Annotated in this window: 12 protein-coding genes and 1 tRNA gene; 3 read left to right on the top strand and 10 right to left on the bottom strand. The window is 65.3% G+C overall.

Translation table 11 applies throughout. The annotated features are described in order from the left end of the window. Positions 1–5: 5 nt before the first annotated feature. The 7 genes from IFT73_RS00745 to IFT73_RS00715 form a co-directional block, all read right to left on the bottom strand. Positions 6–902, bottom strand: coding sequence for a type II secretion system F family protein (locus IFT73_RS00745; protein ID WP_192165790.1), 897 nt, complete (start codon positions 900–902; stop codon positions 6–8). Next, on the bottom strand, positions 899–1798 hold the full coding sequence (locus IFT73_RS00740) for a type II secretion system F family protein (protein ID WP_192165788.1): 900 nt from the start codon (positions 1796–1798) through the stop codon (positions 899–901). The genes IFT73_RS00745 and IFT73_RS00740 overlap by 4 nt, the downstream gene beginning before the upstream one ends. Beyond that, on the bottom strand, positions 1795–3108 hold the full coding sequence (locus IFT73_RS00735; RefSeq protein ID WP_192165786.1) for a CpaF family protein: 1314 nt from the start codon (positions 3106–3108) through the stop codon (positions 1795–1797). Before IFT73_RS00735 ends, IFT73_RS00740 begins: the two co-directional genes overlap by 4 nt. After that, positions 3105–3875 (bottom strand): hypothetical protein, encoded by a 771-nt coding sequence (locus IFT73_RS00730; RefSeq protein WP_192165783.1) that lies wholly within the window; start codon positions 3873–3875, stop codon positions 3105–3107. The genes IFT73_RS00735 and IFT73_RS00730 overlap by 4 nt, the downstream gene beginning before the upstream one ends. Then, positions 3875–4582 carry an SAF domain-containing protein gene (locus tag IFT73_RS00725; protein ID WP_192165781.1) on the bottom strand — a complete coding sequence of 236 codons (708 nt, stop codon included), beginning with the start codon at positions 4580–4582 and terminating at the stop codon, positions 3875–3877. Before IFT73_RS00725 ends, IFT73_RS00730 begins: the two co-directional genes overlap by 1 nt. Then, positions 4579–5118 (bottom strand): hypothetical protein, encoded by a 540-nt coding sequence (locus tag IFT73_RS00720; RefSeq protein ID WP_192165779.1) that lies wholly within the window; start codon positions 5116–5118, stop codon positions 4579–4581. Before IFT73_RS00720 ends, IFT73_RS00725 begins: the two co-directional genes overlap by 4 nt. 332 nt (positions 5119–5450) lie before the next feature. Then, positions 5451–6047 (bottom strand): hypothetical protein, encoded by a 597-nt coding sequence (locus tag IFT73_RS00715; protein ID WP_192165778.1) that lies wholly within the window; start codon positions 6045–6047, stop codon positions 5451–5453. Between the two features lie 497 nt (positions 6048–6544). Here IFT73_RS00715 and IFT73_RS00710 point away from each other — a divergent pair, with 497 nt between their 5' ends. After that, complete coding sequence (locus IFT73_RS00710) at positions 6545–6736, top strand: helix-turn-helix domain-containing protein (RefSeq protein WP_192165776.1); 192 nt, start codon at positions 6545–6547, stop codon at positions 6734–6736. Between the two features lie 678 nt (positions 6737–7414). Here IFT73_RS00710 and IFT73_RS00705 read toward each other — a convergent pair. Further along, entirely contained in the window at positions 7415–7978 is a 564-nt protein-coding gene (locus IFT73_RS00705) for a hypothetical protein (protein WP_192165774.1), read from the bottom strand. Between the two features lie 406 nt (positions 7979–8384). On the opposite strand from IFT73_RS00705, the gene IFT73_RS00700 reads away from it, so the two are divergent. Further along, entirely contained in the window at positions 8385–10139 is a 1755-nt protein-coding gene (locus IFT73_RS00700; RefSeq protein ID WP_192165772.1) for an AIPR family protein, read from the top strand. A gap of 542 nt (positions 10140–10681) precedes the next feature. On the opposite strand, the gene IFT73_RS00695 is transcribed toward IFT73_RS00700, so the two are convergent. After that, positions 10682–10758: transfer RNA gene (locus IFT73_RS00695), tRNA-Met, on the bottom strand. A 123-nt stretch (positions 10759–10881) separates the two neighbouring features. On the opposite strand from IFT73_RS00695, the gene ilvA reads away from it, so the two are divergent. Then, positions 10882–12147 carry a threonine ammonia-lyase IlvA gene (gene ilvA / locus IFT73_RS00690; protein ID WP_192165770.1) on the top strand — a complete coding sequence of 422 codons (1266 nt, stop codon included), beginning with the start codon at positions 10882–10884 and terminating at the stop codon, positions 12145–12147. 58 nt (positions 12148–12205) lie between these two features. Here ilvA and IFT73_RS00685 read toward each other — a convergent pair whose 3' ends face one another. Next, positions 12206–15073 carry a UPF0182 family protein gene (locus IFT73_RS00685; RefSeq protein WP_371811120.1) on the bottom strand — a complete coding sequence of 956 codons (2868 nt, stop codon included), beginning with the start codon at positions 15071–15073 and terminating at the stop codon, positions 12206–12208. Positions 15074–15149 lie beyond the last annotated feature (76 nt).

The raw sequence follows: 15149 nt of genomic DNA, 5'->3' as shown, positions 1-15149 counted from the left end.
TGGTGTTAGAGCACTAGGACGTTGATGACGGCCGGGTATGACAGGAACAGCAGAAACCCGACCGCGAGGATCACCTGGGCGATGCCGATGGACTGATCGCCCTTCTCAGCGTCGCTTTCGGCCTCGGCCAGCTGACGTCGTCGTTGAGTCGCCGCTCGGGCTGTCAGCGACTGGCGCACCTTCGCGCCGTCGTCAGCAACCAACGTCAGCGCGCCGCCGAGATCTCGCAGCTCCGGCAGGTCGACGCGCTCACCCAGGGCAGCGAACGCCTCCCACGGGGTGACGCCCGCATAGCGTGCGCGCGAAATTGTCTCGGCGAGGAGCTCGAACGCCCATCCCTGACCGATCTGCGCCGCCGTCGGTAGTGCCTCAGGGACGCCTCGCCCGCCGGCCAGGCTCATCGAGACCAGGTCGAGGTAGCACGACAGCGCCCGGCGCAGGTCGTCACGACGCTTGGCGGCTTCCTGGGCGACGGACAGGTCTGGCATGACGAAGAAAAGGGCGGCGAGCACCAGGCCCACCAGGACCGGGACCGACCACGGGACGGCCACGCCGGCGACTGCCAGGGCGGTGATCGTTAGCGACGGCAGCACCAGGCCGAAGCCGGCCAGGAGCACCTTGCGGGTCAGGTGTTCCTCGAGCGTTTTGTCGACGAGCTCGAGGTCGGTGCGGATCTTGGTCATCGAGATCCCGCGCTGGCGCAGCTCGCGCGTCAGGTATGTCCCCAACCGGGCCTGGAGGTCAGCTGCGGTGTCGGCCGCAGTGGGTGCGGGCTTGTACTGGCGCTGCGATTCCCAGCGGCCCACCGCTGCGGCCAGGTCGGTGCGGGGCGGCACGAGCGCCAGGCCGAAGAGCAGCAGGGCGATGCCGATGCCTGCACCGCACACGATTGCGAGTGTCATCGTCGGTCTCCTGTCGAGGCAGCCACCGTTACGAGCTGTTCAGGCGAGGCCAGGAACCGCTCGGGGGTGTCGCCGATCGATGCCTTCTTGATCCAGATGAAGCCGGTAGCGAAGACGCCCAGGACGACCGCGAGCATGACCTGGCCACCGGGTGTGCCGTAGGGCTCGACGTAGGTGCGTGAGAACAGGACTAGCCCCGCTGCGAAGGCGACGGTGACGCCGACGATGATGCCCGCGGCCCGTCGCAGCACCTTGCGTCCCTCCTCGATCTTGCGCCGCATCTCGAGTTCTTCGCGGGCCGAGGCAGCAAGAGCGGTCAGGGTGCCGACGAGGCCGGGACCGCGTAGGCGGGAGTTCAGGATCAGGGCCGCAGCGACCAGGTCGACCGAGGCGTCATCGAACTCTTCAGCGAAACCGCTCAGAGCCACTGGAAGGGGCACGTGGGCACGCAGGCGGCCGACCAGCCGCTGCAGGGGTGCCTGGACGGTCTCAGGGGCAGCGTCGAGCGAGTGGGTGATGGCCTGCTCGAGGCCGATGCTGCCGGCGATGGTGTCGCGCAGCGACTCGGTCCACGTCGCGATGCCCTCCAGCCGCTCCAGCTGGGCGGCGCCGGCCTTGGCTCCACCGAACATCGTGGGCCACAACCATGTCAGGGCTCCGGCTGCGATGACCGCGATGGGCCACCTGGTGGCCAGACCGACGACGACGGCGACAGCGACAGCCACCGCAGCGCGCCGGCGCACCTCCTGGCTCCAGCGCGTCAAAGCCTTGCTGCGCCGACTAGACGACGAGCTGCCCCTCTCGGGGAGCCACCCGTTCCAGGCAGCGATGCCCAGGACGATGCCGCAGGCCAGGCCAGCCCCGAGCAGGAGCCCTAGCAGCGTGTTGCTGCTCATGCGGTCCACCTCGCTTCGCCCGGGCCATTGTGCGGCTGCCACCCGGCGGCAACGAGCTCGCGCTGACGGCCGATCGCGACGTCGTCGACGCGTACTGCGTTGCCCTGCGGGTCGGGTGCGAAGATCTCGGACGCTGCGACACCGGACTGGGAGTCGAAGCCGTTGACCTCCAAGATCGTGCGCACCGTGCGCCGCCCGGTTACGCGGTCTTGGGAGACGTAGACGACGAAGTCGACCGCACCTGCGGTCATCTCGTGGACGACGTCGCGTGACATCTGGTGTGCCTGCTGGGCGTACGTCGAGATCCGTCCGAAGACGTCGCGCGCCGATCGGGCGTGGATGGTGGACAGCGACCCGTCGTGGCCCTGCGTCATGGCGTTCAGCATGACGACGATCTCCGGGCCGAGGACCTCGCCGACGATGACGCGGGTGGCGTTCATGCGCAGCGTTCTGCGTAGCAGCTCGGGCAGGGTGATCTCGCCGTTGCCCTCGGAGTTCGCGGGCCGGGTCTCGAGCTCCACACAGTTGGGGTGACGGTCGACGTCGGCTTTCAGTCCGAGCTCGAGAGCGTTCTCGACGGTGATGATGCGTTCCTCAGGGCCGATCTCGGCGGCGAGCGCGCGCAGCAGCGTCGTCTTGCCGGAGTTGGTGGCACCGGCAATCACAATGTTGAACCGAGCCCTGACTGCGGCGGTGAGGAAGTCAGCGACCTCCTGGCTGAGGGTGCCGTTGTCGACCAGGTCGGTGAACTCGACTTGCTTGAAGCGGTGCCGGCGGATCGAGACCAGCGGCCGCGCTGAGACCGACATCGTCGCTGCCAGACGTGACCCGTCCGGCAGCTTGAGATCCAGCGCCGGGTTGGCCGCGTCGAACGGCCTGGACGACAGGCCCGCGTACGAACCTAGGGTCTGGACGAGCTCGATCAGCTCATCGTCGGTTTCGGCGATCCGGTCGACCATGACGCTCTTGCCGTCGGTGCGGGTGACCCAGACCTCGTCGTACCCGTTGATGTCGATGTTCTCGATCTCGTCGTCGTCCAACAGCTTCTGCAGGCGGCCGGCACCGAAGATGCGAGCGAAGATCGCTTCACTGATTTCAGCGTCGACGTCGGAACCTAAGACCGGTTCGCCGCGGCCGAGGCGGGCCTCGTTGTGCTCGCGGATGACGCCGGCGATCGCTGCTCGAGCGAACTGCAGCTCAGCCTCCCCGGCCAGGGCAGACATACCGGTTGCACGCCGGCGGTTCTGCTCGACCTGCAGGCGATCGCCCACGGCCTGGTGAAGGCTTCGGACCAAGCTGACGTCGATCATGAGTGGGCCCCCTGAGTCATGTTCTGCGAGATTTGGTCGACGACGCCTCGAGCTGCCCGCAGCAGCAGGGTCCGCGAGAGCCTGCCGGCCGCGGACTCGCCACCTTCCAGGCGAGCGAGGGCCGGCGCGTCGAGAGGCAGGTGCGCCGCCGGGCTGGCCAGGACGCCGGCGGCCACCATGACCTGGTCGACGTCGTCGCGATCACCGCGGGCGTGACGGGCAGCGCCGATGACCAGCGGTACGAGTCGTGAACCGGACATGTCAGGGCCGACCGCGCCTGCCAGCTCCATGATCGTCTCTCGTGTGTGGACGGTGGATTCCAGCACCGGTGTGCAGGCGACCAGGAGTCGATCGGACGATGCGGCCAGTGGCATCGTCGCGCTGGACCGGTCGATTCGGCCCAGGTCCGCGAGCACGTCCACGTTGGATGAGACGCACGCATGAGCGATCGAGCCCCACAGGCTGGTGAGGCCTCGTCCCTGCGCAGCGGAGGAGACGCCTTGCACGAGCTGGACTCCCCCAGCGAGCTGATGGGCGAACGCGTTGATGTCGCCGATCGAGGCACCGCTGACAGCCGATGCCAGGCCCAGGACGTTGGGAGTCGCAGCGGGCGGTCCCCCGCCCGCCGATCGGCAGCGGAAGGCGAGGTCGCCGCCACTGGGATCAGCCTCGATCAGAACGACCGGCCGAGGCCACACAGCCGCCAAGACCAGAGCCGTGGACGTGACGCCCGGTGCACCCTTGCTCGAGCAAACGCTGACCAACATCAGCGGACCTCATCCGCAGGTGAGGTCTCCACGACCGCCACGCGGTTGCTCGTGGAGTAGGCCGCCAGCCGGGCTGCGTCGGACGCATCGACGATCAGCGTCACCAGGAGACCACCGCCCTCGGCGGACGCGCCGTCAACGGCGTAGACCTCACCGCCTTCGGCCAGCAGCTGCGGTGCGTCGAGCTCCTCGGCTGCTCCACCGTTATCCCCACCGGGCACGGCGATCACGTTGACGACGCTCCCGGCCTTGAGTCCCGACGACGGCACCCGCGTGGGATCAAGCGAGAGGCCGACTTTCGCCTTGCCCTTGCCCGGGATCGGGTCTGAGGTGACCATGTCGCGGTTCAGGATCTGACCCGCCACGAGATCCACCGCGGCGATCTTGCCCACGACGGTGCCGGAGTCTGTCGTCTCGATGGCACCAGTTGCGCCAGAGACCTCAGTCGAGACGAGGTTCTTCTGCTCGACGACCTGCCCCTTGGCGACTGGTTCGCGGACGGTCAACACGGCGGTCTTGTCGCCGGCTTGAGACAGCAGCAGCGCGAACCCGAGCCCGCAGACGACCACCAGGAGAGCGGCGACCGTGACCAGGCCCGTGCGCCTCGACGTCGTGCGCAGCGACCGGTCGTCGACGCGCCGTCCAGCGAGGATAGACGCCGGGTCTTTGCTGGGCTTCCTGCTGCGCTTCTCTACTGTGGTCGTCATGATTTCGTTCCCCCCGAGATCACTACTGATTGGCGTTCTCCCACGCTGATGGCCGCGCCTCCGGGCGCGCTCGGCACTTGTCCGAGATCGCCATCGTCGGCCAGGCACTCCCCCTCGCAGGTCCAGTTGGCCTGGTAGGTGATCGTCGCCGAGATTTGGAACTTCTTACCCGGCTCGAAGTCGGAGATCTTCGTGTACTTGTACGAGCAGTCCGTCTTCGACCCGAGCGGCATCTGCTTGGACTTCCACTCACGACCAGCTGAGTAGCAGGTTGTCGAGCTCGGTCCCATGTCCCACAGCACCGACTTGGGGGCGGCCACCACGGTGACGGTTGTGTCGCCTGCTGTGACCGACTTCTTGAGGGTTGCCCACTGACTTGGCGGCATCCACAGCCACGTGTCCAGACCGACGTACGTCTGGGCCGGCGGAGCAGGCGCCAGGTGGACATCGGGAGTCGCGAGCTTGAGCTCGTCCAGCGCCTTGCGGCCCAGTTCGGCCGGATCGGGCGGTGGTGCGTCGCCGTTCGGCACGAACACGTAGGTGGGGTTACCCGCACCCTGTGGGATGCAGTAGACAAGTCGCCCGTCGTCAGGCGATTTACCGCCCCAGAAAGGAGAGGCGGCCGATGGCTGAGGCTCAACCGGTTCGTATCGAGCGCAGGCGCTCGGTCCTGCCTCGCCTCCGCCAGTACCTGTGTTTGCGGTGCCACCGCCGCCATCTCCCCCACCACCCGACCCGGGGTCAATTGCAGGGATGCATATGCCTCCGCCACCAGGAGCCGGCACCGATCCTGTTGGGCAGTTGCTGTCTGCGAAACTCGCGGTGGGTGCGGCCAACGCCGGCACCATTGAAACGGCAGCGATGACGGCTAGCCGTCGCATGGCCGGTCCTCGGTTGAGTTGGAGATCTCCGCAATGAGCCATCTGCCCCCGGCCTGCTCGACGACGACGTCGAGTAGTTGCGGTGTCGTCGTCGCCTTCGGGAGCGGCTTGTCATTTTGCGTGCCAGAACTCTTCGTGCTGTCGACGCACTGCCGGATAGAGACCGAGCCGCCATCGGCACCGAGTTTGATGCGTGTGGCTTTTGAATCCAAGACGTTCATCTCGAAGTTCAACCGGATGCCGGATGCCTCGTACTGCTCGAGCTGGCCGAAGTAGTACTGCCAGGGGATGAAGTACTCCTTGAAAAGCGCCTCAGCCGTTGGTGTTGCCTTCCCGGCAGCCCAGATGGGCTTCACCTTGGCCTGGTACGCCGTGTAGCGAGCAAGCGCTTCGCTGTAGGCCTCCAGCTCGGCGGGGCTGTACGCCGCTTCCCAATCGGGTGCGCCGGTGGTCGCGGGCGTTGTCGTAGCAGCCTTCGTCGATCTGGGTGTCGTACTCGGCTTGTCATCACTGCTGCATGCGCTCAGACCCAGGATGATCCCGATCGTGGCCAGAGCTGCTGCGGCGGTACGGAGTCGGTTCATCGGCTGCCTCCTAGGACGGGGCGCGGTCGCACGGTGGCGTGCGTGCCTGCGCGGCCGCGGATAGCGAGGGGAACACGAGGGCCGCAACGATCAGAAGTCATCCGCGCACGTCCCGTAGACACGCGTACGGAGCTGCTGCCTTGTCGTGGCAGATACTCCGTGCTTGACGTAGGGCTATTCATGTCCACCCCCGGTGTAACGCCATATTCTCGTCGGTTGTTTGACAAAAGGGAACAGGGTCTCTGCTAAAAAGTTAGGTCACATAGAACAAGGCAGGCGGCACGCTCCAAGTGGCCAGATCTGTGACTATTCGTTTAGAACGTCAAGATCCTCAGGCTTCCAGCGTTCAGCTTCGCGCGGCTCCCTCTTAGAAGTGCAGCTTGCAATTCCGGCGACGTCACACAAGCTGGGGCACGCATGAGCACTCAAGGCCGACTCTGGGGCCCTGGTGTTAGCAAGGCGACCGCCAAGCGTCGCCACGAAGGAGGATCACCGCTATGGCCGCCATCTTTTCTCAACGACTCGTCACGCTGAGGGACGCTGCCGATGCACTTGCCATCTCGACACGCACCGCTCGACGCTACGTCTCCGACGGACAACTCGAAGCAGTACGGCTGGGCAGCAAGACGCTGCGCATCAAGGTTGACTCCATCGAGCGCCTGATGAGCGCCCGACCGGTCGGCAATTGACGCTACACAACTCGGCACCCCGGTTGCGCCCCACAGTTAGTAGCTCGCTGCTCTTCCGTAGCATTTGCTCGTCCCATATGCGGTGGAAAGACCCAGTTGACGAGGTTTGGCGTTTCCGCATCTAGCGGTCAGAGCACCAATCAAATCAACTCATGCTTTATCGAACCCACTGGTGGGAACAGCTCGGACATTCGATCGTCTCGTCACTCTTTGTGGCTGCACGCCGCCGGGCAAGATCGTAAACGTGCGAAAGGCCGCGGCCCTGGGGCCATTCACCGCCTCCTCGCACCCAGACGGACACCTTGGCGAACTTCGACGCGTTACCTTTCGCCCCGTCCTCGGTGAGTCCGCGGTGGAGCATCTCCGTTCGGACCAGTTCGTAGATCGTGGACTTCGAATCCTTTGTTGCTGCCGCCGTCAGACAAGCGTCTCGGAGCGCGCGGCTAGCTGCCTTCACATCTCGCTGATTGAGCTCGGCCCCCTCGGCAGCTCTCTCGGCGTACGTGGTCATGCTCCGAGCCTCTCACGGTCCCACGCCTCGCAGAGCAAAATGTCGAAGGTGATGACCGGTCGAACGGCCAGTTTGAATGGTTCGTGGCGACCACGGACCGAACCGCAACACGCCCATGTTGTACTTTCGCGCTGGCATAGGCGGTGGATTGATGCACCGTCACGCCCTCAGGTGCTCCGCGTCGGACCGTCCGCGAGCATCTCTTCCTCAATGCTTCTGCGGATGACGCCTCTGAGCTTCCGGATGTAGTGCTCCGCGTCGCTGGTGAATTGCCACAACGAGACGTCATGAGTCACGGACGGGCGACTTTTAACTCGTTCGTGACGGTCATAGTCCCCATGAAGGAGCCCTCCGTAGATCAGGTCTTCGATAATCTCCGGCGCCGTGCGAGGCACACCTGAGCCCTCATCCACCCTGATCGCAAGACCGAGTCCTCGGAATCCCTCGCGGTATCCCTCCACGTTCTGGACAAGCGACCGATCTGTTAAGCACCGCTCGACTGCGTCGAGCACGGTAGGCACGTAGACGTGGTCCGACTTCGTCAGCATGAACTTTCGGAGTGCCATAGCGCGGACGACGCGAGGCCAACGATCGGGCGCCGGTTTCGTTGAGAACGGGACGAGTTGTAGGTCCATCTCGACCACGGGAAGAGCGCCCGCCAAGTCGTCATATTCGTCCGCTAGGTCACAGAACAAAACGAGTCGGGCGAAATCGCTTGGTGGGCCGCTCACGACACCCACCCTAATGATCTCAAACGGCAACGTGGCTGTTCCACGATTGCGCGAGTACAAGTGCCAGGCTTGGTGGAATGATGCGCCTTCGCCGGCTGCCTCGTGGCTGGTGATGCCACCGCTTCCCACGGCGCAGGATCGACCTGCGCGCGCCTGCAGGCCGAGAGTGTTTGCCTCCATCTCCACAACCGGATGTTTGGGGCGCGCTCAGACTCAAGAACGAGCAAGAGCGACCAAGCCGACGTCACCTGTCCTCCTTTCTATGCGGCTCCCGGACCCTTCTGCCAGGACCGGCGCCGGGCCCTCGTCAGTCGGAAGTGCCGCAACCTGAGATGCTCGCTGCTTCTCCGCCTGCGCTTACGTTGCACCCCTTACGCTGGCGGGGGCACTTGGCGAAGGGAATCTAATGGATCGCGTCACAAAGTCGTACCTGGAAGAGTTCCGGTCGGAGCAATCCTTGGCTTCAGGCCTCTCGGAGTCGACTATGTTCGAGTACTTTGCGGACTACTGCGTAGTGTCGCTCGCCCACGAAGAAGAGTTTGACGCTCAGGACGTCCACGTCGGGGGCGAAGGCGATCTAGGACTCGACGGCCTGGCGATCATCGTCAACGGCGTTCTGATCGGATCGGTCGAAGAGGCTTCCGATCTACTTGACATAAATGGTTTTCTGGACGTGAAGTTCATCTTCGTCCAAGCCAAGACCAGCAGCGGCTTCAATGGCGAGCAGATCATGACGTTCTTCGATGGCATCGATGAGTTCTTCGCGGAAGACCCGACACTTCCCTTGAATGAGCAGGTCGAGGGAGCGCGCGAAATCATGTCTTGGCTGTACTCGAAGAGTGTGAAGTTCAAGCGCCAGAAACCGGTCATCGAGATGTCCTTCGTGACGACCGGCCAATGGCAGGAGGACGCGTACCTGACGGCCAAGGTCGACAAACGTAAAGGGCAGTTGATGACAACGGGCCTCTTCCACGGGGCCAAATTCACGCCCTTGGGAGCCAACGAGATTCAGGCCGCATATCAGCGTTCCAAGAACAATGTCACTGTCGAGTTCTCGTTCGCCAACAAGGTCCTGCTTCCCGAGATTGAAGGGGTGGAAGAGGCCTACCTAGGGGTGTTGCCGGTGAAGGAATACCTGTCGCTGATCACGGACCCGGTCGGCAACATTCGGAAGCCGCTCTTCTACGACAACGTCCGGGACTTCCAGGGTGACAATGATGTCAACAGCGAGATCCGCGAAACCTTGAAGGACCCGTCTGGCCAACAGAGGTTCGCGGTTCTAAACAACGGGGTCACCGTCGTCACTCGCGGTCTCGACACGACTGGTAACAAATTCGTGGTCACGGACTACCAGATCGTGAACGGGTGCCAGACGAGCCATGTTCTCTTCGACGCAGCCGAGGAGCTGGGTGACGAGGTCCACGTCCCGCTCAAGGTCATCTCAACCGCAGACGAAGAGATTATCAGTGCAATCATCACAGCAACCAATCGGCAGACCGAGGTCACGGCTGAAGACCTCTACGCAATGAGCGCCTTCCAGAAGCGCTTGGAGGCACTGTATGACGCGTTCCCGGACAAGAAGAAATTGCATTACGAGCGTCGCTCGAAGCAGTACGCATCGGCGAACGGCATCGAGAAGGTTCGGATCATTGGAAAGACTCTTCAGGTCCGCGCCTTTGCCGCCATGTTCCTCGACGATGCTCACCGTGCCGCGCGGTATTACGGGGACCTGCGGGCGCAGGTCGGCACAAAGATCTTCATTGATGCTCACAAGCTTGAGCCTTATTACGTGTCAGCGTACGGCTATTATAAGTTGGAGTTCCTCTTTCGGAACAATCTTCTGCCTGTCTACTACAAGCCCGCCCGGTATCACCTACTAATGGCTCTGCGATATCTCATCGGCGGGACGGACATGCCTGCGCTGACAGCCAACAAGGCGACCGGATACGCGAACAAGATCGCCGAGGTTTTGTGGGCCGACGAAGCCTCAGTAGAGGTATTTAAAGAAGCTATTGAACTGATTGATGAAGTTCTCGCGGGCGACGCCCTCACGCGAGATGTGGTGAAGACACAGTCGTTCACCGACTCCGTCAAGGCCGCCGCTGTAGCTCGGGCAGAGGCAAGGAAGGTCGCCGCGGAGGCCACGGCCGCCAAACTCTGAGGTGAGTAGCTTACGAACGCTGCCCCAGAGCAAGCAATCGACGAGCAGAGCGCGCGGCAAGCGCGCCACACGGCATGAACGTTGCATCCGTCTTGAAGCTACCGACGTGAACGCACGTATCGCGGACTGTGGAGTGCCCGTTGCCACCGCAGGAGTCGGGCGAAGGTCAGTGGGCCCGCGCCGGCGCTTATTTGCTCGAGGTTGCGCCGTACTTCCTTTGGCCCACACGGACGGCGTCATCCTGGGCGAATTGTGGCACCAGCCGCGAGCGAGCACAGCAGTAAGTATGGGAGCGCCGTGCGCACGACCCGCGCGTTGCGCAACGCAAGCGAAGCAAACTCCATCGGCTCGGCTCTACTGTCGCCGCAAATGGACCTGGCGGCGCCGTCGGCGCGTCGGGCAGCCAATTCGACTGCATGCGCGGCTCGTAGGGCGTAGCGAACTCCAAGTTTCACAGGCGCGAAGGTCACATCCAGGTCACGAAACGAAAATTGTCCAGAATCTGAGACTTAATTTCGCCTCGAATTCCGGACAACTTCGATTGGTAGCGGGGACAGGATTTGAACCTGTGACCTCTGGGTTATGAGCCCAGCGAGCTACCGAGCTGCTCCACCCCGCGTCGCTGAAGACAACTTTACAGGTCGGTGTCCGGCAGACCAAATCGGGGTGCGCGGACGTGCGGACGTCCGCGGCCCGACACTGCGATCCCGGGGCGGACGGGGCAGGACTAGCGTGGGTCCACGTGAGTCCCACCCCCTTCCCCTCCCCCGTCACCGCCGCCACGATCGACGAGGCCGCCGTCCGCGTGGCCGAGGTCGTCAGCCGAACACCGCTCGAGCTCAGCGCGCGGCTGTCGGAGGCGACGGGCGCGCAGGTGTGGCTCAAGCGAGAAGACCTGCAACCCGTCCGGTCGTACAAGATCCGGGGCGCCTACAACCTGATCGTCCAGCTCGACCACGAGTCGCGCGCCAAGGGCGTCGTGTGTGCGAGCGCCGGCAATCACGCCCAGGGCGTCGCACTGGCCTGTCGGCGTCTCGGCGTGCACGGACGCATCGTCGTCCCCGGCACGACCCCGCGGCAGAAGCGTGAGCGCATCGTGACGCTCGGCGGCAGCAACGTCGAGGTCGTCGTGGTCGGCGACTCCTACGAGGACGCGTTCCGCGCGGCACAGGCCCACTCGGCCGAGACCGGCGCCGTGCTCGTGCCCGCGTTCGACGACCCGCGCACGATCAGCGGCCAGGGCACCGTGGCGAGCGAGATCGTCGACCAGCTGGGCTCGGCCCCCGACCTGCTCGTCCTGCCGGTCGGCGGCGGCGGGCTCGTCGCCGGCATCTCGACGTGGATGCACGAGCGCCACCCGTCGACGCGCATCGTCGGCGTCGAGCCCGCCGGCGCCGCGTCCATGACCGCCGCCCTCGCGGCTGGCAAGCCCGTCGCGGTCGACGCCGTCGACCCCTTCGTCGACGGCGCTGCGGTCGGCACCGTCGGCGCCCACACCTTCCCGCTCGTGCGCGACGCCGGCGTCGAGATGCGGACGGTCGACGAGGGCCACATCTGCACCGAGATGCTGCGCCTCTACCAGTCCGACGGCATCATCGCCGAGCCTGCGGGCGCCCTCGCCACGGCGGTGCTGGACGACGGTCTTCGCATCGAGCCCGGCAGCACCGTCGTGTGCGTCGTCTCGGGCGGCAACAACGACGTCAGCCGCTACGGCGAGATCCTCGAACGGTCGCTGATCCACCGGGGCCTCAAGCACTACTTCCTGGTCAGCTTCCCGCAGGAGCCGGGAGCCCTGCGTCGGTTCCTCGACGAGATCCTCGGCCCCGACGACGACATCACGCTGTTCGACTACGTCAAGCGCAACAACCGCGAGAACGGGCCCGCGCTGATCGGCATCGAGCTGGCCGACCGCGACGACCTTCCGGGCCTGCTCGGACGACTCGACGACAGCCCGCTCGGCGTCGAGCAGGTCCCGCCCGGCAGCCCGCTGTTCCACTACCTGCTCTGAGACGCGACGCGAGGCCGGGACCCCGAGGGGATCCCGGCCTCGTGTCGTCGTGCCGGTGCTACTCCGCGGGCGTCAGGCTGTTCTGCGCACCCTCGATCGCGGTGTTCATGTCGTTGATCTTGCTCTGGTAGCCGGCGAGGTCGCCGTCCTCCAGCGCTTGCTGCGCGTCGTTGTACGCCGCCGACGCCTCGGCCAGCCACTGCGACGTCGTCTTGGTGGTCGGCGTGTCTCCACCGCCACCGCCGCCGGTGTCGCCGTCGGCCGGCGTGTCGCCCTCACCGTCGGTGGCAGGGGGCGAGGTGCCCTCCTCGATGCCCAGCGCGACGCGCAGCGCCTCGTCGAGCGTCGTGCCGAAGCCCACCGACTCGCCGAACGTCGCCGCGACGAACTGCAGCACCGGGAAGCTTCCCTCGGACGCGCTGCGCTGGATGTAGACCGGCTGGACGTACAGCAGCGAGCCGCCGACGGGCAGGGTCAGCAGGTTGCCGCGCAGGATCCGCGCCTCCCGTGACTGCTCGAACTGCAGCAGCGCCTGGGTGACCCCCCGGTCGGTCTGGAACGAGTTGGCGATCTGGCTCGGACCCGGGATCTGGGTCTCGCTCGGCAGCTGCAGGATCTGCATCTTGCCGAAGTTCTCGGTGTCGGTCGCCTCGGAATTGACTGAGACGAACGCCGCCAGGTTCTGCCGGCTGTTGGGCAGGTAGACGCTGGTGACCGAGAACTTGGGATCGGTCTCGCCCGGACGCGCCGTCGACAGGTAGTACGGCGGCTGCAGGGCTCGCGAGCTGGCGGGAGCCGTCGGGTCCTCGGGAACCTTCCAGCGCTCGCCGTCCTCGTAGAACGTCTGCGCGTCGGTCACGTGGTAGCGCTGCAGCACGTCGCGCTGCACCTTGAACAGGTCGACCGGGTAGCGCAGGTGCTCGAGCAGGCCCTGGTCGATGGACGACTTGGGCTCGACGACGCCCGGGAAGACCTTCTTCCACGTCTTCAGCACGGGGTCCTTGCTGTCCCACTCGTACAGCTTGACCGTGCCGTCGTACGCGTCGACGACGGCCTTGACCGAGTTGCGCATGTAGTTGACCTGGTCGGTCGGCAGCGCCGCCTGCGCGTTGCCGTCGGTCAGGGTGTCGGCCGTGGCCTCGCGCAGCGAGCGGTGCTCGGAGTACGGGTACGAGTTGCTCGTGGTGTACCCGTCGACGATCCACACGACGCGGCCGTCGACGACGGCCGGGTAGGTGTCGCCGTCGACCGTCAGCCACGGGGCGACCTTCTTCACGCGGTCGCGCGGCTCACGGTCGTAGAGGATCTTCGAGTCGGAGTTGACGCGGCCCGACAGGACGATGTTGGGCTCGGCGAACTTGAACGCGTACAGCACCTTGTGGAACAGGTTGCCGACCGGGACGCCGCCCTTGCCGTCGTACGTGTTCTGCGTGACGTTCTCGCTGTCGGTGTCGGCCGAGCTGGAGGCCGAGCCGCCACGCGGGATGTCGACCTCGATCGGTGCCGCGCCCTCGGGGCGACCCACGATCGAGTACGACGGCGACTGCTCGCCGAAGTAGATGCGCGGCGGCACCGTGGTCTCGATCTCGCCCGCCTGCGGGATGTCGCTGGCCGTGAAGACCGGCTCGCCGTTGGGGCCACGCTGGTTGCCGCGTGCGGCGATGATGCCGTAGCCGTGCGTGTAGACCGTGTGGTCGTTGGCCCAGTTGCGCTGGTTCGACTGCAGACCGCTCAGGTTGAGCTCGCGCGCGGCGATGATCGTGTCCTGCGGCTGGGTCTCGCCCGGCAGCGTGTAGCGGTCGACGTCGAGCGTCTGCGGCACGGAGTAGTAACCACGCACCTGCTGCAGCTGCTCGAAGGCGTCGGAGATCAGGGTCGGGTCGAGCAGGCGGGTGCTGACCCGCGACTCGGCGGACGCCGCGAGGGCCTCGGGCGTCAGGTCGGTCGTCGCGCTGTACGACTCGACCTCGGTGTCGGCCACGTCGTAGGCCTGCCTCGTCGCCTCGATGTTGCGCGCGATGTACGGCGCCTCCTTGTCGGGCTCCGACGGCTTGACCTGGAACCCCTGCATGATCGCGGGCCAGATCGCCCCGAGCAGGATCGACGAGATCGCGAGCAGGCCCAGGCCGATCGCCGGGAGGGCCCACGACCGGATCAGGACCGAGGCGAAGAACAGCACGGCGCACGCGATCGCGACCCAGATGAGGATGTTCTTGGCGGGGATGCGTGCGTTGATGTCGGTGAACGTGCCGCCGTCGACCAGACCGCCGTTGGCGACCAGCAGGCCGAAGCGGTCGAGGTAGTACGAGACGGCGCGCGTCAGGATGCCGATGCCGACCAGCACCGACAGGTGGATCTGCGCCGCCCGCGTGAGCTTGGGGCCGCGACCCGCGATGCGGATGCCGCCGTAGACGTAGTTGACGAACACGACCGCGAGCACCGTCACGATGATCATCGCGAACGAGAACGACGTGATGAAGCGCCACCACGGGTAGTCGAAGGCGTAGAACCCGACGTCCTTGCCGAACTGCGGGTCCTTGATGCCGAACGGCGTGCCGTTGCGCCAGACCTTGAACGTGTCCCAGTGGCTCGCGCCGACCGATCCGCTGAACGCCGTCAGGACGACGAACACGCCGATGCCGATAGGCTTGAGGATCGGGGTCAGCGCGAGGCGGTAGCGGTAGGCCGGGTCGTCACGGCGCACCGGCACCGTCGCGGGACGGGTGCGGTACGCGATGTAGAGGTTGACCATCACGAACAGGCCGAAGATCAGCCCCATCGCGACGAACAGCGAGATGCGCGTGAACAGGATGCTGCGGAACACGTCGCTGTAGCCGACGGACTTGAACCACAGCCGGTCGGTCCACACGCTCGTGAAGATCGAGCCGAGGAACAGCAGCACCGCCAGAGTGATCAGGGTCGGCACCAGGACCTTCTGGCGGCGGCCGGCCGGTGGGCTCGGCTGTCGAGGTCGGGGCGTTCCGAAGATGTCGCTCACGGGT

Origin of the sequence: Aeromicrobium sp. CFBP 8757 (assembly GCF_014841755.1) — a bacterium.
Lineage (GTDB): Bacteria > Actinomycetota > Actinomycetes > Propionibacteriales > Nocardioidaceae > Aeromicrobium.
The sequence above is the reverse complement of the archived record's forward strand: the minus strand, read 5'-3'. Positions and strand labels throughout refer to the sequence as shown.

Bases quoted from the DNA above. Each gene is read 5' to 3' on its own strand.
- IFT73_RS00730 (WP_192165783.1), bottom strand. From the start codon at position 3,875: ATGTTGGTCAGCGTTTGCTCGAGCAAGGGTGCACCGGGCGTCACGTCC.
- IFT73_RS00710 (WP_192165776.1), top strand. From the start codon at position 6,545: ATGGCCGCCATCTTTTCTCAACGACTCGTCACGCTGAGGGACGCTGCC.
- IFT73_RS00735 (WP_192165786.1), bottom strand. From the start codon at position 3,108: ATGATCGACGTCAGCTTGGTCCGAAGCCTTCACCAGGCCGTGGGCGAT.
- IFT73_RS00745 (WP_192165790.1), bottom strand. From the start codon at position 902: ATGACACTCGCAATCGTGTGCGGTGCAGGCATCGGCATCGCCCTGCTG.
- IFT73_RS00700 (WP_192165772.1), top strand. From the start codon at position 8,385: ATGGATCGCGTCACAAAGTCGTACCTGGAAGAGTTCCGGTCGGAGCAA.
- IFT73_RS00740 (WP_192165788.1), bottom strand. From the start codon at position 1,798: ATGAGCAGCAACACGCTGCTAGGGCTCCTGCTCGGGGCTGGCCTGGCC.
- IFT73_RS00725 (WP_192165781.1), bottom strand. From the start codon at position 4,582: ATGACGACCACAGTAGAGAAGCGCAGCAGGAAGCCCAGCAAAGACCCG.
- IFT73_RS00715 (WP_192165778.1), bottom strand. From the start codon at position 6,047: ATGAACCGACTCCGTACCGCCGCAGCAGCTCTGGCCACGATCGGGATC.